General features: G+C 49.5%; 24 protein-coding genes and 3 tRNA genes. 14 read left to right on the forward strand and 13 right to left on the reverse strand.

Annotated elements, in window-relative coordinates:
- Positions 1–35: 35 nt before the first annotated feature.
- From opgB to A9B99_RS14505, 7 genes are all read right to left on the reverse strand, one after another.
- Positions 36–2324 (reverse strand): phosphatidylglycerol--membrane-oligosaccharide glycerophosphotransferase, encoded by a 2289-nt coding sequence (gene opgB / locus A9B99_RS14470; protein ID WP_064598619.1) that lies wholly within the window; start codon positions 2322–2324, stop codon positions 36–38.
- A 633-nt stretch (positions 2325–2957) separates the two neighbouring features.
- Positions 2958–3440: a YjjA family protein gene (locus A9B99_RS14480; protein WP_082917882.1), complete on the reverse strand. Its 483-nt coding sequence runs from the start codon at positions 3438–3440 to the stop codon at positions 2958–2960.
- 88 nt (positions 3441–3528) lie between these two features.
- A complete protein-coding gene (dnaC, locus tag A9B99_RS14485; RefSeq protein ID WP_369936274.1) occupies positions 3529–4272 on the reverse strand; it encodes a DNA replication protein DnaC in 744 nt (247 codons plus the stop codon).
- A 2-nt stretch (positions 4273–4274) separates the two neighbouring features.
- Positions 4275–4820, reverse strand: coding sequence for a primosomal protein DnaT (gene dnaT, locus A9B99_RS14490; RefSeq protein ID WP_064598627.1), 546 nt, complete (start codon positions 4818–4820; stop codon positions 4275–4277).
- Between the two features lie 178 nt (positions 4821–4998).
- Positions 4999–5427, reverse strand: coding sequence for an organic hydroperoxide resistance protein (locus A9B99_RS14495; RefSeq protein WP_064598630.1), 429 nt, complete (start codon positions 5425–5427; stop codon positions 4999–5001).
- A gap of 263 nt (positions 5428–5690) precedes the next feature.
- Positions 5691–6164 (reverse strand): threonine/serine exporter, encoded by a 474-nt coding sequence (locus A9B99_RS14500; RefSeq protein ID WP_064598633.1) that lies wholly within the window; start codon positions 6162–6164, stop codon positions 5691–5693.
- Complete coding sequence (locus A9B99_RS14505; RefSeq protein ID WP_064598636.1) at positions 6155–6931, reverse strand: threonine/serine exporter family protein; 777 nt, start codon at positions 6929–6931, stop codon at positions 6155–6157. Before A9B99_RS14505 ends, A9B99_RS14500 begins: the two co-directional genes overlap by 10 nt.
- A gap of 759 nt (positions 6932–7690) precedes the next feature.
- On the opposite strand from A9B99_RS14505, the gene A9B99_RS23890 reads away from it, so the two are divergent.
- Positions 7691–8350 carry a helix-turn-helix domain-containing protein gene (locus tag A9B99_RS23890; RefSeq protein ID WP_064598639.1) on the forward strand — a complete coding sequence of 220 codons (660 nt, stop codon included), beginning with the start codon at positions 7691–7693 and terminating at the stop codon, positions 8348–8350.
- 194 nt (positions 8351–8544) lie between these two features.
- Here A9B99_RS23890 and fhuF read toward each other — a convergent pair whose 3' ends face one another.
- The gene (gene fhuF, locus A9B99_RS14515) at positions 8545–9330 is read right to left on the reverse strand and encodes a siderophore-iron reductase FhuF (protein WP_064598641.1); all 786 of its coding nucleotides are present in this window, start codon (positions 9328–9330) and stop codon (positions 8545–8547) included.
- An 85-nt stretch (positions 9331–9415) separates the two neighbouring features.
- On the reverse strand, positions 9416–10486 hold the full coding sequence (locus A9B99_RS14520; protein ID WP_064599006.1) for a GGDEF domain-containing protein: 1071 nt from the start codon (positions 10484–10486) through the stop codon (positions 9416–9418).
- A 289-nt stretch (positions 10487–10775) separates the two neighbouring features.
- Here A9B99_RS14520 and A9B99_RS14525 point away from each other — a divergent pair, with 289 nt between their 5' ends.
- Positions 10776–11021, forward strand: coding sequence for a DUF1435 family protein (locus A9B99_RS14525; protein ID WP_231889199.1), 246 nt, complete (start codon positions 10776–10778; stop codon positions 11019–11021).
- A gap of 110 nt (positions 11022–11131) precedes the next feature.
- Here A9B99_RS14525 and A9B99_RS14530 read toward each other — a convergent pair.
- From A9B99_RS14530 to rsmC, 4 genes are all read right to left on the reverse strand, one after another.
- Positions 11132–11218 (reverse strand) — tRNA-Leu (locus tag A9B99_RS14530).
- A gap of 27 nt (positions 11219–11245) precedes the next feature.
- Positions 11246–11332: transfer RNA gene (locus tag A9B99_RS14535), tRNA-Leu, on the reverse strand.
- Between the two features lie 26 nt (positions 11333–11358).
- Positions 11359–11445: transfer RNA gene (locus A9B99_RS14540), tRNA-Leu, on the reverse strand.
- A 136-nt stretch (positions 11446–11581) separates the two neighbouring features.
- Positions 11582–12610 (reverse strand): 16S rRNA (guanine(1207)-N(2))-methyltransferase RsmC, encoded by a 1029-nt coding sequence (gene rsmC / locus A9B99_RS14545; protein ID WP_064598645.1) that lies wholly within the window; start codon positions 12608–12610, stop codon positions 11582–11584.
- Positions 12611–12714: 104 nt separating this feature from the next.
- Between rsmC and A9B99_RS14550 the strand changes: the two genes are divergently transcribed.
- The 12 genes from A9B99_RS14550 to deoB all read left to right on the forward strand — a co-directional run bounded on the left by A9B99_RS14550 (position 12715) and on the right by deoB (position 24321).
- Positions 12715–13128 carry a DNA polymerase III subunit psi gene (locus tag A9B99_RS14550; RefSeq protein ID WP_064598647.1) on the forward strand — a complete coding sequence of 138 codons (414 nt, stop codon included), beginning with the start codon at positions 12715–12717 and terminating at the stop codon, positions 13126–13128.
- Entirely contained in the window at positions 13097–13540 is a 444-nt protein-coding gene (gene rimI / locus A9B99_RS14555) for a ribosomal protein S18-alanine N-acetyltransferase (RefSeq protein WP_064598648.1), read from the forward strand. Before A9B99_RS14550 ends, rimI begins: the two co-directional genes overlap by 32 nt.
- 29 nt (positions 13541–13569) lie before the next feature.
- Positions 13570–14247, forward strand: a complete 678-nt coding sequence (gene yjjG / locus A9B99_RS14560; protein WP_064598650.1) for a pyrimidine 5'-nucleotidase — start codon at positions 13570–13572, stop codon at positions 14245–14247.
- A gap of 94 nt (positions 14248–14341) precedes the next feature.
- Positions 14342–15931, forward strand: coding sequence for a peptide chain release factor 3 (prfC, locus tag A9B99_RS14565; protein ID WP_064598652.1), 1590 nt, complete (start codon positions 14342–14344; stop codon positions 15929–15931).
- Positions 15932–16308: 377 nt separating this feature from the next.
- Complete coding sequence (gene osmY / locus A9B99_RS14570) at positions 16309–16926, forward strand: molecular chaperone OsmY (protein WP_064598654.1); 618 nt, start codon at positions 16309–16311, stop codon at positions 16924–16926.
- A 112-nt stretch (positions 16927–17038) separates the two neighbouring features.
- Entirely contained in the window at positions 17039–17200 is a 162-nt protein-coding gene (locus A9B99_RS14575) for a DUF1328 family protein (protein ID WP_064598656.1), read from the forward strand.
- A gap of 104 nt (positions 17201–17304) precedes the next feature.
- Positions 17305–18369 (forward strand): patatin-like phospholipase family protein, encoded by a 1065-nt coding sequence (locus A9B99_RS14580; RefSeq protein WP_064598658.1) that lies wholly within the window; start codon positions 17305–17307, stop codon positions 18367–18369.
- The gene (locus A9B99_RS14585) at positions 18366–19157 is read left to right on the forward strand and encodes a TatD family hydrolase (RefSeq protein ID WP_064598660.1); all 792 of its coding nucleotides are present in this window, start codon (positions 18366–18368) and stop codon (positions 19155–19157) included. Before A9B99_RS14580 ends, A9B99_RS14585 begins: the two co-directional genes overlap by 4 nt.
- Positions 19158–19316: 159 nt before the next feature.
- The gene (locus tag A9B99_RS14590; RefSeq protein WP_064598662.1) at positions 19317–20594 is read left to right on the forward strand and encodes a NupC/NupG family nucleoside CNT transporter; all 1278 of its coding nucleotides are present in this window, start codon (positions 19317–19319) and stop codon (positions 20592–20594) included.
- Between the two features lie 274 nt (positions 20595–20868).
- Positions 20869–21648 carry a deoxyribose-phosphate aldolase gene (gene deoC, locus A9B99_RS14595; protein ID WP_064598664.1) on the forward strand — a complete coding sequence of 260 codons (780 nt, stop codon included), beginning with the start codon at positions 20869–20871 and terminating at the stop codon, positions 21646–21648.
- 53 nt (positions 21649–21701) lie between these two features.
- A complete protein-coding gene (deoA, locus tag A9B99_RS14600; protein ID WP_064598666.1) occupies positions 21702–23024 on the forward strand; it encodes a thymidine phosphorylase in 1323 nt (440 codons plus the stop codon).
- A 73-nt stretch (positions 23025–23097) separates the two neighbouring features.
- On the forward strand, positions 23098–24321 hold the full coding sequence (gene deoB, locus A9B99_RS14605; RefSeq protein ID WP_064598668.1) for a phosphopentomutase: 1224 nt from the start codon (positions 23098–23100) through the stop codon (positions 24319–24321).
- The last annotated feature ends 95 nt before the right edge of the window (positions 24322–24416 follow it).

Below are 24416 nucleotides of genomic sequence, written 5' to 3' on the forward strand. Positions count from 1 at the left end.
AGATAACAAGGGCTCAGGGCCCTTGCTGAGCCTGTTCAGGATAACGGGACAATTTCCACGCTTATCAGACCAACCCCTAATTTACGCGGCGAGTGCCCGAGGATATTGTCCATATTGGATTCCTGCGGTGCTGGCGGTGTAATGGTCAGCGTACTGCTGTTGCCCGGGTTATCAAAGCGCAATGTTGTTGTGACTGGGGTATCACCGACAGTCAGAACCTGTTCCTGGTCACCTACACGCACTGGAATTGGCTGGTTGATATTGGGGCCATAGGCTTTGGCCTTAATCACCACATCAAAGTGCGCTGGCAAGGGCCGTGTATATTCAATTTTCACTTCAGGAGAGATATTGGCATTAGACCAGCGCCCCCATGCTTCCGGGCGGGAAATTCCGGTGAAGCTTTTCACTTCTTCCGGTGCCCCGGCTACATTGAAAATGAAACTGTCTGCTTTGTAGCGGATGTCATTATCGACAATTTTTAGCTTATCGATATTTTGCCGGTAACGCGCCATATCAATGACAGTGTCAGGGAAATGAGCCTTGCCTTGCCAGGCCTGAGTGTTGACTGCCTGAACCTGTTGTTGGCCCCCCAACTGCCCTTGCGCCACGCACAAATCGCTGGAAAGCGCGAGTTCTGGCAACCACAGGCGCGCCATTTTGTAGCAGGTATCAACCCAAATAAAGTTATCCCGGGGCGCGAAGTCTGCCAGTTGGTAGCGCAATGGAGCGGAATATTCACTCTCTGGCAATGGCTCGATTTTTTTGTCGGACACGCGTAACAGTAACGGCAGGCGGAAGGTGCTGCCGGAGAAACTGATTGTGTTTTTGCCTTTATCAATATTGAAGGTGTCAATATGCGTTGGGAAATTCCACAAGCGAATCACGTCTGGCTTCCAGGCGAGGATTTTGTCCTTCATATTCAAAAAGAGCGAAGAGAGCGACTGCCCGGACAGGCTGCTGCGCCCTAAGCCGAGGTAGTTATCTCCACCCAGAATATCCAGCACGGTTGCGCCGTTATCCATGGGGTTACGTTTCACGGAAACCAGCTGTTGCGTAGGTTTGTCTCCACGAATGATGAAGAACAGATTTTCCCTGTCTTGTTTATTGAGATAGGGCCATGCGGTATTTTTCATTGCCAGATGATCCGAAGACACCACGATGACAGTGTTCTTAAACCAGGGCGATGCTTTAATTTTTTCAATTAACGCGGCGATATGCTGTTGGCTGCAGGTGACAGCGCTGAACGACTGATTTGCCTTACCGTCTATTTTATAACTGCGGCGTGTACAGGAACGGGAAATAAACCCATCCGGGTGGTGAGTATCCACTGTCAGAGTAAACAAAGCGAAGCGTTTATTTTGGCTGGATAGCGTGACAAACTGCTGCCACACTTCATCCAGTACGGTGTCGTCGTAGTAACCCCAGTCATTTTTATACGCCGGATCACTGACTCTCTGCTTGAGTTCTTCCGAACCGTAGAGGTAGTCGAAACCGTGAGATTTGAGGAATACATCTTTCCCGGCAAAACGTAGATTGGCGCCCTGCATAAAATAGTTTTCGTAGCCAGAATTCTTCAGAATGTCGCCAAGGCAAATGTTTTGTGGGAAAAAAGTGGACATCGAGGCCGATGAATTACCTTCAAATGGCGCAAAAAGGGGAATGCCACACTGTGACGCCACCATACCTGCGATGGTGTAGTCCATGCCCGGTAGCTGACCGGTTTTGCTGAAATCAATGGCATCCTGCTTGAGTGCGCCAAGTTCAGGCGTCAGGCCGGGAAATGCCTCGTTATCAAAGTAAGTGCGCTCAAGGCTTTCCCCATAGATGTACACCAAATTCAGATGAGGGGAAGGAATCGTTTTGTTGGGTTCTTTATAGTAAACAGCAAAATCCGGGTCACCCTGACGGGATTGGGATTTCACCAGTTCAGACAGCTGGCGAAATGCCGGGCTGGCATCAACAGAGGCCAGCGCCAGAATTAACGCCAGCAAGCTGTAGCCACGGTGATGTGGTGCGTATTTACGGCGGCGTAACAACCAGGACAACCCGAAAAAAAGGCCCACCAGAAGCGCAACAAGAGCGATACCCGGTAGGATATATTTGTGTATACCTGCACCTGTGAGGCTACTGGTGAGAGTGTACAGCACAGCATCGTTGATCCCTTCGCCAGTAAAATAATTGCTGGCATAAAGCACGATATTCAGCAAAACAAAGACAATAAGTACCACAATCGTAGAGATAAACCACCAGGTGTGGCGGCCAGCCTTCCACGTATAAACAACGATAGATGCGACAAACAGAAAAAACGAGATAACTTCTGACACTACGGGTTCCTCATCTGAATACCCGGGGGCTCTTCAGGCGAGCGACTATCCTGGGCAGCCTAATCTAGCCTGAGTTAATACGCCGTGCAATTTTTCTGCAACAAAAATGTGCTGCAGTAAGAGGTTTTTTTAATGTGTATGTGGGTATGTCATCAAACAGAGAAACTTCGGACTTCCCTTAGTGATTTAGCCAGGAAAGTTTATTGTGGTGTGGCGCTTTATTCTGGACTTATCCCCTGAAACAGGTTTTTTTTTAGTGTTTAATCTGGATTAGTGCGGTTTTGTCTGATCTTCTTTAGCAAGATATCATGTTAAAACATAATGATTTTCAGACTTTCCTCAGGATAATCTGAAAGGTCTCCATGCTACATTACTGCAACTTTATTGGGGATATTTTCCCTTTATTCCGCACAGCAATCGTGGATACCTTTATGTGGTTATATATTATTAGTCTTGCGGGACTGTTTGCTTTCGTAATGTTTTGTTTTTTCAAACATTATCGTGAAGTCAGTAAACGTATGCTGGATACAGATCGTGTGCGGCATCGTGTAAAACGGCGTTGATAGTTGAACAGCGCGTTGCATTTGAGAAAAAAAGCGCAGATTTCTGCGCTTTTTCTTTTTATACAGTAAGTTAAGATATGAAACTGGCTCCCTGCTTCAGTACCAAATCACAGGCTTTGGCTTTCACCTTTTTACCCAGTTCTGAATTACCCAGTGAATCAAGGTTAATTTGTTGACCCTCTTTGCTGTTCAGCAGGCCAGCTAACCCTTGTTGGTAATCCTGTGAGGTGCTGCTACTCTGGTTTTCCAGCCCAAGCTTATTAAGTAACTGATTTTTTACGTTATCTGCGGAGGTTGCATTCACCAGTTTTTGTTTCATGCAATACTGCAGTATTCCCGCCGCATTGTTCATATTTCCCGCACTCAGGGAATTACTGCTGCCCAGCAGGCTGGTCAGTGAAGAGGTGTTGCTATTGTTCGCACTGCCAGTGCTACTGCCCATTAATTGCTCTGCTGAGCTGGAGAGTTGCTGCAGATTTACGGCGCTGGCTGTTGCCGATACCAGCCCAAAGGCTAGCGCAAGAGAAAGACGTACAGGTTGCTTAACGCTCATAAGAAAATCCATCAGGGAAGCCAATCATTGTGGCTCTAGTATAAACCTGATTTCGGGCAGTGCTGCTGCCTGCCCAATAATTCGGATTTTAGTACTCTTTTCCGGTAACCCGGCTGCGGTGACTGTCCCAGTTGAAAATGACCCACAGGCTGTTGCCCAGCCGCATACGATCCATTACCCGCTCGCCCAATAGCTGGTTCATCTCGTTAATATTCAAATTGGTAAGCATGCCTGTTGGCCTCTTGGAAGAAGAGCGCCGGTCAACAATCTGGTTAATAATGACTTTTTCGTAACGGGATTCTGTCTGGACACCAATTTCATCAATGACCAGTAAGTCCACTCTGCTCAGGTCTTCTATCAGGCGCTCTTCTGTGGTTTCAGCCCCTTCACTGAAGGTGCCTTTCATCGCCGACATGATATCTGCCACGGTTATAATCAGTACAGATTTCCCATGTAATAACAATGCGTTGCAAATAGCTGCAGCCAGGTGGTTTTTCCCGGTGCCGGGTTTGCCTGAAAAGACAAAGCTGGCAATGTTTCCTTCGAATTCATCGGCATACTTACGTGCACGCGCCAGTGCCAGAGCCTGGCCTTCACACTCGACAAGATAATTATCAAACGAGCAATTAATATGCAATTCACGAATGCCTGAGCGCTTGAAGGTGCGTTGCATTTTCATCGCCTGGTTTTCCCGTGCGAGCGCCAGCGAGCGCTGTCGGCCTTGTTCAAGTTGCCACTGGTGCCACTCCTGGGGTGTGGTAAACGCGGGGCGAACGCCATCAGGAATATGGCGCCGGACACGGGATAGCAGGTCGGTTGCTTTTTTTACCATCATTACCCCCGGAAACCGTCAGGAATGCTTTCGTCCGGACGTGATATTTGCGAAATATCCCGCCGTGCTGTGTTGCCGTTGGCCTGACGGCTGATTTGCAGATGGCGCGCCAGTTTTTGTTGCCACTGAATATGATGGAATACTTTGCCTTCCGCCTGCCAGTATGCTGTGAATGCCGCCAGTTCCTCTGCCGCAACGGGTGTGGCTAATATAATGCCCCACAATGCAGCCTGGCGGAGAAAATCGGCATCCGGCGCCCAGCCTGAATACATAGCAAATTTCCCCAGGGGAACCGGGCCGGTGGGTAAAGGGGCGTCACTGAAAAGTGAGTCATCCAGAGTAATATCTGCCAGGGGGACGGGTTGCTGTTGTGCCGCTTCAATAGCTAACAGTGCAGCAAGCCTTTGCGGTGTCAGTGCATAGAATGCCGGGCGGTTGTTATGGAAAACAGCAATAGCACCGTTTTCCGCCTGCTTCAGAGCAGAAAGCGGGTCATCATTAAATTGATCAAGACCAATAACATCCGGGGTAAGCGTTCTGGAAGACATAACACCATCTCAAAGCTGAATTTGACTGCGCCCTTTCAGGCAAAAAAGAACGGGAACATACCAGCAGATAGTAGCATAACCTGTGGGACAGATTGAAAGGAAAGCATTGAATCAGTGTGACGAGAAAAACAGATATCGCCAGACCGCACAAGCGGCCTGGCTGCCGGGGTAACAACGCTTAGTTAATGATATTCAGCGTCACATCAATGTTACCGCGGGTGGCATTGGAATACGGGCAGACGATATGAGCGGCATCAACCAGTTTTTTGGCTTCAGCACTGTCCATGCCGGGCAGGTGGATATTCAGCGTAGCTTCAATGCCAAAGCCGTCAGGAATCGGGCCTATGCCCACTTCACCTTCAATAAAGGCCTCTTTTGGCAGAGCGATTTTATCGCGGCCAGCAACGAATTTCATCGCGCCTAAAAAGCATGCCGAGTAACCAGCGGCAAAAAGTTGTTCGGGGTTGGTAACTTCACCACCGGCTCCGCCCATTTCTTTTGGCACACCGAGTTTGACATCCAGTACTCCATCAGATGAAACAGCGCGGCCGTCACGGCCCCCGGTGGCTTTTGCTTTTGCCCGGTAAACCACTTGTTCTAAAGACATGTTTACTCCTTTGTATATTTCGCTATTAAGTCGTAAGCGACTTATCTGGCGGTGATAAAAGTGACTGAAACGATGCCGTAGATAGCTCCCGAATCTCTGGGCTGCAGGGCACAATGTTGATTGCCTGCGCGCGACAGTTCAGCCTTGCTCTGTCGATAATTTAAATAGCGCACTATTTAATTGCAAGTTATTTTTTATTTCATCTAAGCTCTATCAATCCTGGCACAACTTTGTGATTTGTGGTGAAAACCCGCCGCCGCCGGTTAAACCCGCGGGCGTTTGCGATACAACCATAAGCCAGGCAGGGATAAACCAATAGATAGCGCACCGACAATAAATGCGGCTTTCAGAAAATTGGTCACCAGCATTATCATCAGTGGTTGTGTGTAGCCAAAGTGGCTCAGTTTTACTGCGGATATCATGGCGGTATAGGCATAAATACCCGGAAACATGGGTATGACAGCCGCAACAGTGAAAACTTTGGGATGAGCTAGGTACCAGCGCGACCACTGAATCCCAATGCAGCCGACCAGAATGGATGCGAGAAATGTGCTCCACTCAATGTTGCCACCAAAGTGCATCAGAATAAACCGGGCTCCGTGACCAATGGCTCCCAACAAAGCACAGTAAGGCAATGCTCTGAGTGGCACGTTGAACACCATGGCAAAACCGACTGCCGGAATAGAGGCCAGCGCCATATCCTGCAGCAGACTCAATAAGAACGTCATTATGCCCATCCGCGTAACCCCCACAGTGCCAGTGCCGTGACCACACCAATGCAGGTTGCCAGGGTAAGCAGGCTTGCCATAGCCCAGCGAGCAAGACCGGTATTGATATGGCCTTTGAACATATCAGCAACGGCATTAATCAATGGAAAACCCGGCACTAATAGTAAAACACTGGCCGCCATGGCAATGGTGGACGTGTTGCGAAACAAAGGAGTGGAAAGCAATAACCCGGATAGCGTTGTTGCAACAAACGCGGTGATACAAAAGTTAATCTGAGGGTGGAAATGGCGGTGAGTGAGCACCTGGCGAACAAACATAGCAACGCTACTGGCAAGGAAAGCGATAAAAGCGCCATCCCAACCACCATTATTCAGTTTACAAAAGCACCCACAAGAGAGCCCCACCATTAGCACGACCAGCCAGCGGGGATAACGCAAAGGGCGGATATGAGCAAAACGGCGCCTGACGTCTTTATCATCCAATAGTTTGTGTTCAGCCATAATGACAATGTGCTGTACCTGGGTAACCACATGCATATTGATCCCGCGGTCAATATTTTTGCGCGTGGAGGTCAGACAATGATCATCAACGATAGTGGTCAGAACAATGGCATTAGCTGAAATAGCGCTTTCCACGCTATCCATTCCGAGGGCTTTGCCCAGACGCCCGGAGAGTTCTTCCACCAGTGCGCTTTCTGCGCCGTGCTGAAGCAGAAAGAGTGCGCACTGAATACACAGCCGGGTTACTTCACGCTGTTTAACCGCTATTGCTTCCATTTTCAGACCTGCCAAAACCAAAAGTAGAGATAAAAGCGCGGCTACCAATGCGCACGCGAGGTGCCGGAGATTTTGTGCAGAGCGGCTACCCGCACAAACTGCCGGGTGTATGACCTGTTTTAAGAGGTACAGGCACTGTTAGTGAGAAGGTTTCTCCGTTCAACACTTATTCAATTTAAGATATTTACCTGCAATGGGAAACCGTCTGGTGAACATTTTGCTGATGATGGCAGAGTAAAAGTTACACGGAAAAGTGTGCCCGGGCAGTGGAGGTGATTTATGTCCTGAATGTGTGTTTTCTTTAACGTTGTATTAATGATTTTTTTACTTTTTGACTTTTCAAGCCAGGAATATTCCATCAAAACTTTTTTACTGTGGTCTATTAATTATTTGCTTAAATGTGCCGTGTTATAATTGTAAAGCACCCTGGTTGTATTCATCTTGCTGCATATTGCGTAGTGTTTAGGTTTTATTCATGTGTGGCGTGGGATTATAGGCATAATGTTCATCTGAACAGGTTCTGTATTTAAATATAGTTCTGGTTTTTTAAAGTTATGTCTTTTCTATTCAACTTATCCAGGTCTGTACTCCGTGTCATGCGGTTTTCTGGTGCCCATCGTTATCATGATGATGTGGGTTTTTTCTAGTTAATTGATTTTTAAAAATTAATGTCATTTTAAATGCCAGAGTTGCATAGGGCTCTGTAAGTCATCAGAAACGACGCAGGGTATAGATTTCAGATATCAACAGGAGAAAAATATGACAGCAGGAAGCTATAAAGACGGTGTGATTATTAGTCGTTCAGCAATAATCGCAGCCGGGATTGAAACGTTGATTTTAAGAAATTTCGATAATATTAATCTGAATGTTTTTGATGAAAAACTCGATGGTCAGGTTAGTATAACCACTAATAACGATATCATTTTTTATGATCTTTCCGATGAAAGACAAAGTGATAATGTTTATTATCACTATTTGGAAAGTGTTCATAGTGGGCAAAGATGCCAGTGGGTAATGTTGATCTCTGCAGATGAGCAACAATATGAAAAATGGCATGGCTTACCCAATATCCATTTGATTCCTTTACTGGTTCCTGAATCTGAACTGGTAGATTTGTTGCATCCACTTCTGGATTGTATGTATTCCTCTGGGGAAACAGATGTAGACACTGACGCGTGCGGCAACCTCCGGGCAACCAGGGGGCAATATAAACTGACAGCGTCGGAAAAACGTGTTTTGCGCTTGCTTGGGCGTGGGCTTGGAGTGAACCAGGTGGCGAATGTGCTGCAAAAAAGCAATAAAACGATCAGCGCGCAGAAACGGAGTGCCTTGCGTCGTTTATCGCTGCGAAGCAATGCTGATATGTATGCATGGATTAACAGTGAAGCCGGAAAAGTAGAGCTCTCTACTGAGTTTTGAGGCATGGCAACCAGTCTGTCGTCGCATTTCTGCAAATGGGCCTTTGTGGCCCATTTGTGTTTTCCCGCAAACCAGTGTCTGTTTGTATAACCGGTTAATGGCAGGCACCTTACTCTGGTAATCTGCACGGGTTCAGCAGGGTGTGCCCCAGAGGCAAGCGCAACTACAACCAGTCTGTCGCGGCTTACTGACACTTATGCAAGTGTGCAGTCACCGCATTGTTGCACGCCCGGCAGGCGGTTACGCTGGCAGCATGTGCGCCGTACCCACTGACCTTCCCGTTCCAGCATGGTGCGAAAAAGTGGGTTAGCACGCCCGGTGCGTAATTGCGCTGAGCAGAAGCAGTGGTGATGCAGTGTATTGAGCTCTTCCTGGGAGTGGAATTTGCTCATTTCATTAAGAAACCAGTTAACAATGTAACCCAGGTTGCTCCAGACAAGCTTGCCGTTGATATGGCCGGTTGCTTCCAGGGCGGAGATCACAGGAGTGATCCCGGTTTCTATCAGGTCTTCTATGCGGGCAATGGCATCCTGTGGTGCACTGTGTTGTGCTGGCTGAACATTCAGCCAGAATTTTTCTGCCCGGCCTGTTTCATGAAAACGCACACGGACCCGTTCTGGTGAGAGGTCAAGAGAGCATGGCATGGTCAGTTGCGCCAGCATCAGAGGGGGAACCAGTAGCCCGGTGTACCATTGAGCCCATAGAGAAAGCAGGGGCTTATTCTGCTGTTTTTTCTCGGGCGTATCACGGTAACAATGGCTGGCGTAGCGTTCCAGTAAGGCGGCCAGTTCCGCTGGCTGCGACCACTCAGCCAGCGTCAGGGTGCCTGAGGGCGTAGAGGTGCCCGGGAAAATAAAATCATTAAACCATGGACTATAGCGCGTAAAGGTTATCTTTACTTTGTCAGACAGGGTGCGGGGGAATAAGCGGGGAACTGTTTCCCATTTTTCTGCTGGTTCGCGAAACGCAAGATAAGCCATAGTGGTTAGTAATGTAAATATTAATGATAATAATTACCAATACTAACCACGATATTGAACACATACAAGCGTTGCTACCCGGGTATCAGGCTACACTCCAGGTATCGAAGGACAGAATACTGTTGCGCCCCTGATTTTTTGCACTGTAAAGCGCCTGGTCTGCCTGGCTCAGGGCTGTTTCCATATCATTATTTTTGACCTGCGCGGTACCAATGCTGATTGTTACATTGGTTGCGACACTTTCATTAAACATATGTGGAATAGAGAGATCATAAACCCGCTGGCGAATGCGTTCCGCCGTTTCGCTGGCTTGCTGCGGCGTTGTATTGACCAGTAAGACCATAAACTCTTCACCACCATAGCGGCCAACAATGTCTCTGGAACGAACGGCATCGCGAATGGCCGCAGAAACACGCGTCAATGCCTGGTCGCCCATCATGTGCCCGTAATGGTCGTTATAAGCTTTGAAATGGTCAATATCCAACAGTAATAATGTATGTACAGACGAGGGATCCGCTAAGGCGTTTTCTGTCCGGTTCTCAAAACCCCGCCGATTATACAGCCCGGTGAGAGGGTCTATCATACTGAGATCGATTAACGTTTCTTTTTCTGCTTCCAGAGTGTTAAGCAGGCTCAGAATAAACCGGTCGTTACGCTGTTTAATTATCTGGTGAATGGCGATGCCAATGGTTGGTAATGCGAAAGCAAACAACACCGGCACCCAGTATTCCCAGTTGGAAAGAAACAGAATGGTTAGTGTGGTAGGCAGACAATGCAGCAGGAAACTGACTAAGTTATTGATAAACGCAATTGCCCCAATAAACAGAACCGCCAGCAATGTGACCATAAACCATGAAAGGTCTGTGGTCTGTAAAGCATGTTGTGCCAGTACGGCATTCCAGGCCCAAAAAATACCGAATATCAGTGAGATGATATTTATATGGACACGTAAATTTTTATTTTTAACATTTGTGATAAGCAGAAAAGTACTGCCAATGAAAATCATTGCAACAGGAGTACGCACAATAATATGCGCTTTGTTGGCTAACGGGTTGAGCATGCAATAAATTGAGCTCAGCGCGTTCAGGAGCAAAAACAGGCGTAATGAAAGTCGATATTTTTCTTTCATCAGGCCTTGCCATGATGGTGTTGTCATAAAAATTAGTGATAAGAATAAAATATATAGCAATATCAAAGATATTACATGGCTTCACGTCCAGACCTTATCTAAAGGCTTAAACCGTGGGCGTTCAGCCAGAACGAGGTCGGATGAGTGTTATGCGTAATCGCTCAATTTATCATCTTAAGAATAATCTGTCACCCTGGCCTTATTTGTCATTTTGATAACGCTGTGTCCCGGTTCCTGGAATTCAAGATTTAATTGAAAATGATAACCATTAGCATATGATACTTGTTATCAATTTGCTGCCTGTAGTGGGGAAGTGATGTGCAAGTATCTTGAAGGGGGATGGGGAGTAATACTGGGAAGCGGGGTGATTCTTGGCCTCGCGTTTATTGACCTGCCATTTTCGTTATGGAGAGTGTTAACTGCGGTGGCGTTATTAATCACGGCCGCCATGTTGTGGCACCCCCGGCTGCGGCATTTTATTTTACTCTCTTCTGCGATGGCGCTGGGGAGCGGTGCTGTATTGTTGCTAAAAGCTATGCTGGCATGGCCAGTTTTCCCCTGAGCACAAGTTATGCAGTATCGCCGCCGGTAATGCGCTTTGATATAGAGAAACGGAGAGATAAAGGCAAACAGACAATAATGACACAAGACGACAGGGAAAATTCAGAGAACTGGTGCGAGGGGAGGGACTTGAACCCTCACGTCCGAAAGGACACTAACACCTGAAGCTAGCGCGTCTACCAATTCCGCCACCTTCGCACAGTAAGAGATATATCGTTTTCGCATTGGTGCGAGGGGAGGGACTTGAACCCTCACGTCCGTAAGAACACTAACACCTGAAGCTAGCGCGTCTACCAATTCCGCCACCTTCGCGCAGTGCGAACGATATCAGTGATTATTGGTGCGAGGGGAGGGACTTGAACCCTCACGTCCGAAAGGACACTAACACCTGAAGCTAGCGCGTCTACCAATTCCGCCACCTTCGCATACCATCAACACATGAAAGTGTTGTAACCACGGAGGCGCATTCTAGTGGTTTTCTGCTATTCGTCAACTGTTAATTACATGCCGTTTTTCTGAATGGTGTAAAAAACGGCATCAGGAAACACCCCACACTTTGCGTTATTTTTTACCAGGACGTCGCAGTATGGCGCTATAGACTTTAAAACGCCCGGTTTGAGCAATGACTTCATGGCTGCCAAAGGTTTCATCCAACACCTTTGGATAAGGAAGAAAAGCGTTGGCGACGATGCGTAACTCCCCACCAATATTCAGGTGACGCGCCGCACCGCGGATTAACTGCTGGGCCGCGTCCAGACTGGTCTGGATCCCATCATGAAACGGTGGGTTTGAGATTATCATGTCAAACCGGCCCTGGATGTCACTAAATACATTACTGGCCAGAACCTGGCCTTCTACTTCATTAGCCTGCAGCGTGGCTTTAGTGGCTTCAATCGCCGCAGCGCTGACATCGCATAATGTCAGACGCACTTTAGGCGAGTGTGCCGCCAGTGATGCGGCCAGTACACCAGCACCACAACCGACATCCAGCACTTTGCCTTTGGTGTGCGGTGTGAAGGTGGACAGGAGCAGTTGACTGCCAGAGTCCAGACCGTCACGGCTAAAAACGCCCGGGAGTGTTTTTACCGTAACACCGTCGGCCTGGTATTCACCCCACCAGGCGTCAGGAGAGAATGTGGGGTATTTTTCAAGTTGACCATGGTAAAGACCACAACGGCGTGCGCTGTCAACTTTGGTTAATGGGCTAAATGCTTCAATCATTTGTTCTGCGCTACGGATCCCACTACGGTTTTCACCCACAACAAAAATATGGCTGCCAATGGGGAGCAGAGCCAGCAGGTTCATTAACTGGTAATGTGCCTCAGGCTTGTTTTTCGGCCAGTAATAAATCAGCGTATCGCAGCCAGCAACCTGTTCGGCCTCTGCATACATACCCCAACTAGCCTGTTCACCCATTTGCGCATGTAGCTGTTGCCAGTGATGATATTGTTGAGTAAATACTCTGGCTGAGGCGCAGGGGAGTTGTGCGGGCAACATGTCTTGCAGGTCACCTGCAAATAAAATATGGCTGTCCTGAAAATCATCACTGTTGCGCAGCAGTACTTCACTGGCAGGGGTATACGCTGACATTAATTGTCTCCTTAATATTCTGAGGCGTGATTATAGTGGTTTGTTGGCGCAGATTCGACGGATTTGCTATATTTGCGCCCTTCTGACGAGAAACAAGGCTACACATGACATCCCGACGAGACTGGCAATTGCAGCAACTGGGCATCACCCAATGGGTGCTACGTCGCCCGGGCGTGTTGCAAGGTGAGGTTGCTATCACAGTGCCGTCTGCGGTGCGGCTATTGATAGTCGCCCGGCCATTACCTGAATTACACAACCCTTTTATTCAGGATGTTCTGCGTAGTTTGCAACTCTCAGCAGAGCAGGTCATGTTGTTATCCCCTGAACGGGTTGGCATGTTACCGTCTGGCAGCCGCTGCCATACCTGGTGGCTGGGGGCCTCATGCACTGTGGCGTTACCCGGGGTAAATTTGTCTTCGCCCGGGCTGGATGAACTTTATCAGGACCACCAGGCGCGCCAGGCGCTGTGGAAACAAATTTGCCAACATGAACACGATCTCTTCCCTGACGCAGGCTGATCTCGCCGCTGCCTGGGCGATTGAACAACGCAGCCATGCTTTCCCATGGAGTGAAAAAACGCTTATCAGCAACCAGGGTGAGCGTTACCGCAATTATGGCTTATGGGTGGATGGTCAGTTGGTGGCGTTTGCCATCACCCAGGTCGTGCTGGATGAGGCGACCTTGTTCAATATTGCCGTTGATCCTGCCTGGCAACGTAAAGGGCTGGGGCGAGAGCTGCTTGATTATTTAATAGCGGCGCTGGAACAGTCTGATGTTTTAACATTGTGGCTGGAAGTCCGTGAATCGAACCAGGGCGCCCGCGCCTTATATGAGCGATTAGGGTTTAACGAAGTCACCGTGCGCCGTAATTACTATCCGTGCGCAACCGGGCGTGAGGATGCCATTGTCATGGCTCTGCCGCTGGGGTGAGTAAAAACGAGAAACAACGGAGCGAAGCCATGCAGTGGGACTGGATTCTGTTTGATGCCGATGAAACGCTGTTTACATTTGACGCATTCAGCGGCTTACAAAGAATGTTTCTGGATTATAGCGTTACATTCACATCCGAAGATTTCCAGGATTATCAGGCGGTAAATAAACCGTTGTGGGTGGATTATCAAAATGGTGCGATTAGCGCGTTACAATTACAGCACCAACGCTTCCAGGGGTGGGCCGATAAACTACGTGTGCCACCTGCTGAACTGAATGATGCCTTTTTAAATGCCATGGCGGAAATTTGTATGCCTTTGCCTGGCGCTATCTCCCTGCTCAATGCTCTGCATGGCAAAGTGAAAATGGGTATCATCACCAACGGATTTACGGCGCTACAGGAACGCCGCCTGGCGCGAACGGGTACCGCGCATTTGTTCGACCTGCTGGTGATTTCTGAGCAGGTGGGTGTGGCGAAACCGGATGTTTCAATCTTCGATTACGCACTGAATAAAATGGGAAATCCGCCCCGGGAACGTGTGTTAATGGTTGGGGATACACCCGAGTCCGATATTCTTGGTGGAATCAATGCAGGTCTGGCAACTTGCTGGGTCAACAGCCATCAGCGCACACTCCCCGAAGGGATTACACCAGACTGGCAGGTGACAACGCTTAGCGAACTGGAGCAACGCCTGTGTAAACAATGATTGTCTGGCCCGGACTGTTGGGTAAAATAGCGCACATTTTTACCAATCCTTGTGGCGTGAACATGCTTCGCGCCCTGACACAGAAGACTGAATTATGACGTTGTCTCCTTTCGAGCAAGAGGTGGCCCGCCGCCGCACTTTTGCCATTATTTCTCACCCGGATGCGGGTAAAACAACCATTACTGAGAAAGTATTGTTGTTCGGACAGGCTATTCAGACCGCAGGGACCGTGAAAGGCCGTGGCTCCAGCCATCATGCAAAATCTGACTGGATGGAAATGGAAAAGCAGCGTGGGATTTCTATCACCACATCGGTCATGCAGTTCCCGTATCACGACTGTCTGGTTAACCTGCTCGATACCCCAGGGCACGAAGACTTCTCTGAAGATACTTACCGTACTCTGACCGCGGTAGACTGCTGCCTGATGGTGATTGATGCGGCCAAAGGTGTTGAAGACCGTACCCGTAAACTGATGGAGGTCACACGCTTGCGTGATACGCCTATCCTGACGTTTATGAACAAACTCGACCGTGATATCCGCGACCCAATGGAGTTGCTGGATGAAGTCGAAAACGAACTGAAGATCTCCTGCGCACCCATCACCTGGCCGATTGGTTGTGGAAAATTGTTTAAAGGCGTGTATCACCTGTATAAAGACGAAACCTACCTGTACCAGAGCGGCCAGGGCCACACTATTCAGGAAGTTCGCATTGTTAAAGGCCTGGATAATCCTGAGTTGGATAAAGCTGTGGGTGATGATTTGGCCGGGCAATTACGTGATGAGCTGGAACTGGTGAAAGGGGCTTCCAATGAGTTTGATGAAGACCTGTTCCTGAGCGGTGATATTACGCCAGTATTCTTCGGTACCGCGCTGGGTAACTTTGGTGTTGATCATATGCTTGATGGCCTGGTTTCCTGGGCTCCAACGCCTATGCCACGCCAGACTGATGCGCGTACAGTTGAAGCCCGGGAAGAGAAATTCACCGGCTTTGTTTTCAAAATTCAGGCCAATATGGACCCGAAACACCGCGACCGTGTGGCATTTATGCGCGTGGTGTCTGGTAAGTATGAAAAAGGTATGAAACTGCGCCAGGTGCGTACTGGCAAAGATGTGGTGATTTCTGATGCCCTGACCTTTATGGCAGGTGACCGCGCTCATGTTGAAGAAGCCTATCCTGGCGATATCCTTGGTTTGCATAACCATGGCACTATCCAGATTGGTGACACCTTCACGCAGGGTGAAAACATGAAGTTTACCGGGATCCCGAACTTCGCCCCTGAGTTGTTCCGCCGCATTCGCCTGCGCGACCCGCTGAAACAAAAACAGTTGCTCAAGGGGTTGGTACAACTGTCGGAAGAAGGTGCGGTGCAGGTGTTCCGTCCGCTTATCAATAACGATTTGATAGTTGGTGCGGTTGGTGTGCTGCAGTTTGATGTCGTTGTGGCGCGTCTGAAAAGTGAATACAACGTTGAAGCTATTTATGAATCTGTCAACGTTGCCACTGCCCGTTGGGTTGAATGCTCAGACGTGAAAAAATTCGAAGAATTTAAACGCAAAAATGAAGCACAACTGGCGCTGGATGGGGGAGATAACCTGGCATATATCGCACCAACCATGGTTAACCTCAACCTGACCCAGGAACGTTACCCTGACGTGACATTCCGCAAAACGCGCGAACACTAACAGGGTATTTTGCTAACCGGTGAGTACCGGTTTTGCCAGAGCCTGGCCCGCGACATTAATGCTGGTCAGGCTTTTTTATATCCTTTCTGTCATTGTGTTTTTTGCGCAGAATGTTCTTAAAAACCCTCGAAATTAGCCCTGTTCAGCAGTTTTTTCTGTTTATCCGATCGTTTTTTACTGTCAGTGAACTATAGTTACTCCTGACAGTAAGTTCTGGTTTAAAACGCTAATAAATATATTTATTACGGTTTTAAATCCTGGTTAATTGTTCTTTTGTTGAATTTATTCACCATCATTGCGTTTTTCAGGTGTGGTGAATAGCGGCTGGTTACCACCAGCACTGGCTCAAATACTGAGCAAACATAAGGAAAGAATCGATGAAAATGACAAACAAGGTTTCTCACTCTCTGCTGGCAATTACGTTGGGTTCTGTTCTGGCGAGTGGTACAGCATTTGCTGAAAGTACCATCACTTCAGATGCTCAGACCATGGCGGATTCAGCGGGACAAAAAATCGATAATTCTGTCACTAAAGTCGGTAATTTCATGGATGACAGTGCCATAACGGCAAAAGTGAAAACGGCTTTAATGAATAATGATTCGGTTAAAAGTACCGATATTTCCGTCGATACGAACAAAGGTATCGTGACCTTAAGCGGGTTTGTCACCAGCCAGAAACTGGCTGAAACGGCAGTGAATGTTGCCAGAGGTGTGGATGGCGTGAAATCAGTCAGTGACAAGTTGCAGGTTAAAGACAGCGATTCACAAAGCCTGAAAGGTTATGCCGGTGATACCGCAACAACCAGTGAAATTAAGGCGAAATTCCTTGCCGATGACATTGTGCCGTCGCGCAAAATAAAAGTGGAAACCACCCAGGGTGTGGTGCTGCTTACTGGTACGGTGGATAACAATGCGCAGGCGCAGCGTGCAGAAACCATTGCCAAGGCCATTGATGGCGTGAAAAGCGTCAAAAATGAACTAAAAGTTAAATCGTAAGAGTAGTCAGACGGACCCGGGCTTGCTAAAGGCAGGCCCGACGCGAACCAACCAGGTGTTACTGGTGCACTGACCGGTGGCAATCATTATTCACTTTGGGTAAGGAGCGTTTATGTTTCGTTGGGGAATTATTTTCTTAATTGTGGCTGTGATTGCGGCGGCTTTAGGCTTTGGTGCTCTGGCAGGTACCGCCGCATGGGCTGCGAAGATAGTCTTTGTTGTCGGCATTGTACTCTTTTTGGTCAGCCTTTTTACTGGTCGTCGGCGTCCATAGACAGGAAAGTGTGGTACAACATGGTTGAGTAAGAGCCAGTCCGGGCGACTGGCTTTTTAATGTCTGAATCATTCCTTTTGTATCACTAACCAGGCAGAACGCCCATGGGACAATATATACCGGTGACACTCGGGGAACTCTCCCCACTCTCGTTAAGGCCCTTTGAACCAGGTAAAATGGCGCTGGTATGTGAAGGTGGTGGGCAGCGAGGAATTTTTACTGCTGGTGTGCTTGATGAGTTTCTGCGTGCCGGCTTCAATCCGTTTGATGATTTCTATGGAACATCTGCTGGTGCGCAGAACTTGTCTTCCTGGCTGTGCGGGCAGCGGGGCTATGCCTGGCGTGTTATCACCCGTTATACCACCCAAAGAGCGTTTTTTGACCCGGTGCGCTTTATGCGCGGTGGGCACCTTATTGACCTCGACTGGCTGGTGGACTCCACTGCGAAAGCCATGCCGCTGGCAATGGACAAGGCGGCCAGGCTGTTTGACGAGGGTAAACGTTTCTATCTGTGTGCCTGCCGTAGTGATGATTACACGCCAGAATATTTTACTCCTGATGCAGATACCTGGATGGACCTTATCCGTGCTTCCAGCGCGATACCGGGTTTTTACCGTCATGGCGTGACGCTGAATGGTATCAGTTATCAGGATGGGGGAATTAGTGATGCTATCCCGGTGAGGGAGGCTGTGCGTCGTGGAGCAAAAACCGTGGTGGTTATTCGCACGGTGCCTTCGCAAATGTATTACACACCGCAGTGGTTTCAACGTATGCAACGCTGGTTAGGTGAAAGTAGTCTGCAACCTCTGGTTAACCTGGTTCAGCACCATGAAGCCTGTTACAGCGCAACGCAGCAGTTTATTGAGTCACCCCCCGATGGGGTGAATGTGATTGAAATATACCCACCGGTGGCGCTGAAAAGTATGGCGCTGGGAAGCCGCCTGCCTGCGTTACGCGCCGACTATAAAACCGGGCGGTTGTGTGGGCGCTATTTTCTGGCGACTATCGCAAAATGGTTAACTACAGAGCACCCGGCGGCAACGCAGTTACCTGCCGCCAGTAAATTGATTATTCCGGGTGAGGCCGCCAATGATGTTGTGCCAGCAGGCCAGGCAAATGATGACACTTTTGGCCGCGATGACTGCCTGGAACAGGGAGACAGTGCGTGACATACCGGTTTATCGATACCCACTGCCATTTTGATTTTCCTCCGTTTACTGGCAATGAAACGGCAAGCCTGGCGCGTGCCGCAAGCGCAGGTGTGGAGAAAATTATTGTTCCGGCAATCAGTGCCGGGAGGTTTAGCACGGTGTTGTCGCTGGCAAGCCGACACCCGACGGTCTATGCCGCGCTGGGCCTGCATCCTATGTATATCGAACAGCATCACGATGACGCATTGCCGGCACTGGAACGCCTGTTAGCGCAGCAGCCTGAAAAAGTAGTGGCGGTGGGGGAAACCGGGCTGGATGCATACCGTGAAACGCCTGACCTGCCGAAGCAGATAGCTATGCTGGAAGCACAGTTTGCGCTGGCAAAACGCTGGCAGTTGCCGGTTATTCTTCATTCACGGCGCACTCATGACAAACTGGCAATGTTATTACGCCGGGCCTCCTTACCTAAAACCGGTGTGGTACATGGTTTTTCCGGTAGTTTTGAACAGGCAATACGTTTTGTGGAGCTTGGTTATTACATTGGTGTGGGGGGGACAATTACCTACCCCCGGGCAGCGAAAACACGTAAAGCCATTGCCAGATTGCCGCTTGACGCGCTGGTGCTCGAAACGGATGCGCCGGATATGCCTCTCAATGGCTGGCAGGGGCAGCCTAACCGCCCGGAGAGGGTTGCGATGATTTTTGACATACTTTGTCAGTTGCGTAGTGAATATCCGGAGGAAATAGCTGAAGCTGTGTGGAAAAATACTTGCGCACTTTTCCCATTGGTTGCGCAAACCACTTAAAAGTGTGATCTATGTCACTGTATAAGATTAACGTTTGTATTTGTTGCGTAGATAACGTGATTCATATATCAATTTAGTGATTGCCTGCCGTTATAATGCCTGCGTTTTCAACCAATAATTCTGTTAACGAATATTTCTCTCAGGCGCAGGAATCTATCTATGCAAATCCTCATGGGGTTAGTGGGCATGATCGTGTTGTTACTGATAGGCGTGCTCCTTTCAAGTAACCGTAAAGCTATTAATTTTCGCACTGTAATTGGTGCCTGGGTTATTCAGGTATTAATTGGTGCACTGGTTCTTTATGTGCCTGTTGGGCGTAAGGTTCTGTTGGCAATGTCGGAAGGCGTTGCGAAAGTGATTGCCTACGGCAATGACGGGATTTCATTCCTGTTCGGTGGCCTGGCTTCCGACAAAATGTTCGAGGTGTTTGGTAACCAGGGCTTTGTCTTTGCGTTGCGCGTTCTGCCCATTATTGTCTTCTTCTCATCACTGATTGCTGTGCTGTATTACCTGGGGATCATGCAACTGGTCATCCGTATTCTTGGCGGTGGTTTGCGTTATGTGTTGAAAACCTCGCGCACTGAGTCACTCTCTGCCACAGCGAATATCTTTGTTGGTCAGACTGAAGCGCCGCTGGTTGTACGGCCTTATATAGCCACAATGACACGTTCAGAATTGTTTGCCGTCATGTGTGGCGGCCTGGCCTCGGTTGCCGGTTCTGTGCTGGCTGGTTATGCACAGATGGGTGTTCCTCTGGAGTATTTGATTGCGGCTTCGTTCATGGCGGCTCCTGGTGGCCTGCTGTTTGCCAAACTGATTGTGCCGGAAACTGAAACGCCTCATGATGCGCCGGATCTGAAAATTGGTGAAAACGATCCTGACCGCCCAAGCAATGTGCTTGATGCTGCGGCCTCTGGTGCCTCTTCTGGTATGCAACTGGCGCTGAATGTCGGGGCAATGCTGTTAGCGTTTGTTGCGTTGATTGCTTTGCTCAACGGTATTTTGTCGGGCGTAGGTGGCTGGTTTAATCACCCGGAACTCTCCATGCAGCTGATTCTGGGCTGGGTATTTTCTCCTCTGGCCTGGATTATTGGTGTGCCGTGGAATGAAGCGACGGTCGCTGGTTCCTTTATTGGGCAGAAACTGATCATTAACGAGTTTGTAGCCTACCTGAATTTTGGCGCTTACCTCCACGATGACGCAACCGTGGCAGCTGCTGGCCTGCAAGTATTGTCTGCTCACACCAAAGCGATTATCTCCTTTGCATTGTGTGGTTTTGCCAATCTGTCTTCCATTGCCATCCTGATTGGTGGGTTAGGCAGTATGGCGCCGGGCCGTCGCCATGATGTCGCGCGCATGGGCTTAAAGGCGGTTGCCGCCGGGACACTATCTAACCTGATGAGTGCAACCATTGCCGGGGTATTCCTGTCAATGTAGAACATTTTGTTATTTTTATAACATTTGGCGATGCCAAAAAGGCCGGGGGATAACCGGCCTTTCTCATTTTTTGCAAACGTGATTTTATCTTGTCTGTCGCATATAATTGTTGCAGGAACATCGCCAGAGTTCGCTGTTTTGCGAAACCCTCCACAAAACATGGCTGGTGATGAATGTTAGAATTTTAACATTGCATATTGCGAAACTGAAAGAGTGTGGTGAGTTTAAGCTCTGATTCCGGGCGCCTGTGCCATGCTTTTCGTTGGAGACGATGATGAATGATTTAACCAGCAGCAGCCTGCGGGCACTGCACTTAATGGATTTAACCACCCTGAATGACGATGACACGGATGAAAAAGTTATCGCGTTGTGCCGCCAGGCCAAAACACCCGTGGGAACACCTGCGGCCATTTGTATTTATCCGCGCTTTATTCCCGTAGCCCGTAAAGCGCTGAAGGCCCAGGGAACGCCGGATGTGCGGATTGCAACAGTGACCAATTTCCCCCATGGCAACGATGACATCGAGATTGCGCTGGCAGAAACCCGTGCAGCCATTGCGTATGGCGCGGATGAAGTGGATGTTGTGTTTCCTTACCGCACATTAATGGCTGGTGATGAAGATACCGGGTTTGCGCTGGTCAGTGCCTGTAAAGCTGCCTGCCAGGCTGCGAATGTACTGCTGAAAGTCATTATTGAAACCGGTGAGTTAAAAACGGAAGCACTGATTCGCAAGGCTTCTGCCATTGCCATTAATGCTGGAGCCGACTTTATTAAGACATCTACCGGGAAAGTGCCGGTTAACGCGACACCGGAAAGTGCGCGCCTGATGATGGAAGTCATTCGGGATATGGGCGTTCAGGAAACCGTGGGCTTTAAACCTGCAGGCGGCGTGCGTACCGCCGAAGATGCACAACTGTATTTGCAAATGGCTGACGACATTCTTGGCGAAAAGTGGGCAGATGCCCGCCATTTCCGCTTCGGTGCTTCCAGCCTGCTTGCCAGTTTATTGAAAGCTCTTGGTCACGGTGACGGCCAGAGCAACAGTCAATATTGATTCTTCCAGGGAGCAGGCCCGCCCTGGCTCCCTGACACCTTCAGGAGGCGACAGTGTTTCTTGCCCAGGAAATTATCCGTAAAAAACGTGATGGACACCCGCTCAGTGACGAAGAGATCCGTTTTTTTGTCAACGGGATCCGCGATAACACCGTTTCAGAAGGGCAAATCGCAGCCCTGGCGATGACAATTTTTTTCCATGATATGACGATGTCTGAACGTGTCTCGCTGACAATGGCAATGCGGGATTCAGGCACGGTGTTGGACTGGTCAGCGCTCAATTTGCATGGTCCGGTTGTGGATAAGCACTCCACGGGTGGTGTGGGCGATGTGACTTCTCTGATGTTAGGCCCCATGGTAGCAGCCTGTGGTGGGTATGTGCCGATGATTTCCGGGCGAGGGCTGGGCCACACTGGCGGCACTCTGGATAAACTGGAATCCATTCCCGGCTTTGATATTTACCCGGACGATACGCATTTTCGCAACATCATTTCTTCTGTTGGCGTGGCCATTATTGGGCAAACTAATTCCCTGGCTCCGGCTGACCGCCGCTTTTATGCCACCCGGGATATCACCGCAACGGTAGATTCTATCCCGTTGATAACTGCCTCTATTCTGGCGAAAAAGCTGGCTGAAGGGCTGGATGCGCTGGTGATGGATATCAAAGTAGGTAGCGGCGCATTTATGCCAACTTATGAACAGTCTGAAGCACTGGCCCGGGCAATTGTCTCTGTTGCGAATGGCGCAGGTGTGCGCACCACCGCTTTGCTCACAGACATGAACCAGGTGCTGGCTTCATCGGCGGGGAATGCGCTGGAAGTGCGGGAAGCCGTGCGCTTCCTCACGGGAGAGCAGCGTAATCCGCGCCTGGAGGCTGTCACTATGGCGTTATGCGTTGAGATGCTGTTGTCTGGCAAACTGGCTCCCAATGAAACAGCCGCCCGGAAGATGCTGAATGACGTGCTGGATAACGGTAAAGCCGCAGAGTGTTTTGGCCGCATGGTTGCCGCACAGCGCGGGCCTGCCGATTTCGTTGAGCATTATGACCGTTACCTGCCTGAAGCCATGCTCAGTAAAGCCGTGTTTGCCGACACCAGTGGCTATGTGAGTGCGATGGATACCCGTATGCTCGGCATGGCTGTGGTGACTTTGGGGGGAGGGCGCCATCAGGCCAGCGATGAGATTGATTACAGCGTCGGGTTGTCTGATGTTGTGCGTCTGGGCGAGAAAATTGATGAGCAGCGCCCTCTGGCAATTGTCCATGCACGCGGTGAAGAACAATGGCTGGCTGCGGCACAAATGGTGAAAACTGCCATCACCATCGGTAGCACTCCTGTGGCTGACACTCCGGTGGTATATAGCACTATCACCCAATAACTGGCATACTGATCTGATCACTTTCTTTTAGCGCCATCGGTTGCCACTTGCTGGCAACGATGCAGGAGAAATTATGAAACGTGCATTCATTATGGTGCTGGACTCGTTCGGCATTGGCGCAACTGAAGATGCCGATAAATTCGGTGATGCAGGCTCAGATACACTGGGCCATATTGCTCAGGCCTGTGCTAACGGCGAGGCAGACAAAGGCCGTCATGGCCCGCTTCATTTACCTAATCTGACTCAACTGGGCCTTGCAAAAGCCCACGAAGGTTCCACCGGGAGCCTCCCGGCTGGTATGGACGGTAATGCAGTAATTACTGGTGCATATGGCTGGGCACACGAACTCTCTTCTGGCAAAGACACGCCTTCCGGGCACTGGGAAATAGCCGGTGTGCCTGTGTTGTTTGACTGGGGGTATTTCAGCGACGTAGAAAACAGCTTCCCCCAGGAGTTGCTGGATGAGCTGGTACAACGTGCTGACCTGCCTGGTTACCTGGGTAACTGCCACTCTTCGGGTACCGTCATTCTCGACAAACTGGGGGAAGAGCATATGAAAACCGGGAAACCGATTTTCTATACCTCCGCTGACTCCGTTTTCCAGATTGCCTGCCATGAAGAAACCTTCGGTCTGCAACGCCTGTACGACTTGTGCGAAATCGCGCGTGAGGTGCTGACCAACGGGGGCTATAACATTGGCCGTGTTATTGCGCGTCCTTTTGTGGGTGAAAAAGCCGGAGCCTTTGAACGTACCGGAAACCGCCATGACCTGGCTGTTGAGCCACCGTCACCAACCGTGCTGAAAAAGTTGGTGGACGAAAAGCAAGGCCAGGTGGTGTCTGTGGGTAAAATTGCGGATATCTATGCCAATGTGGGTATCACTAAAAAGGTGAAAGCAACCGGGCTGGATGCGTTATTTGACGCGACGCTGGCAGAAATGAAAGCGGCAGGGGATAACACGATTGTGTTTACCAACTTTGTCGATTTTGACTCTTCCTGGGGGCACCGCCGTGATGTGGCCGGGTATGCTGCCGGTCTGGAACTGTTCGACCGCCGCCTGCCTGAGTTACTGGCTTTGCTTGAAGGGGATGATCTGCTGATCCTGACAGCCGACCATGGTTGCGATCCAACCTGGGCTGGCACTGATCATACTCGCGAGCACATTCCGGTATTAATTGCCGGCCCACATGTGCAGCCCGGGTCTTTGGGGCATCGCGATACCTTTGCCGATATCGGGCAGACACTGGCCCACTATTTTGGTACCTCTGCCATGGACTATGGCAAAAATATGTTGTGAGTGACGGTAGCTGTGGGCGGGGAATGAACCGCCCATGTCAGAATGCTGTGCCAGCAGCAGCCTGCTGCGCTCTGTGCCTGGTTTTGACAAGTGAC

The organism is Mangrovibacter phragmitis, assembly GCF_001655675.1.
GTDB classification, from domain to species: Bacteria; Pseudomonadota; Gammaproteobacteria; order Enterobacterales; family Enterobacteriaceae; genus Mangrovibacter; species Mangrovibacter phragmitis.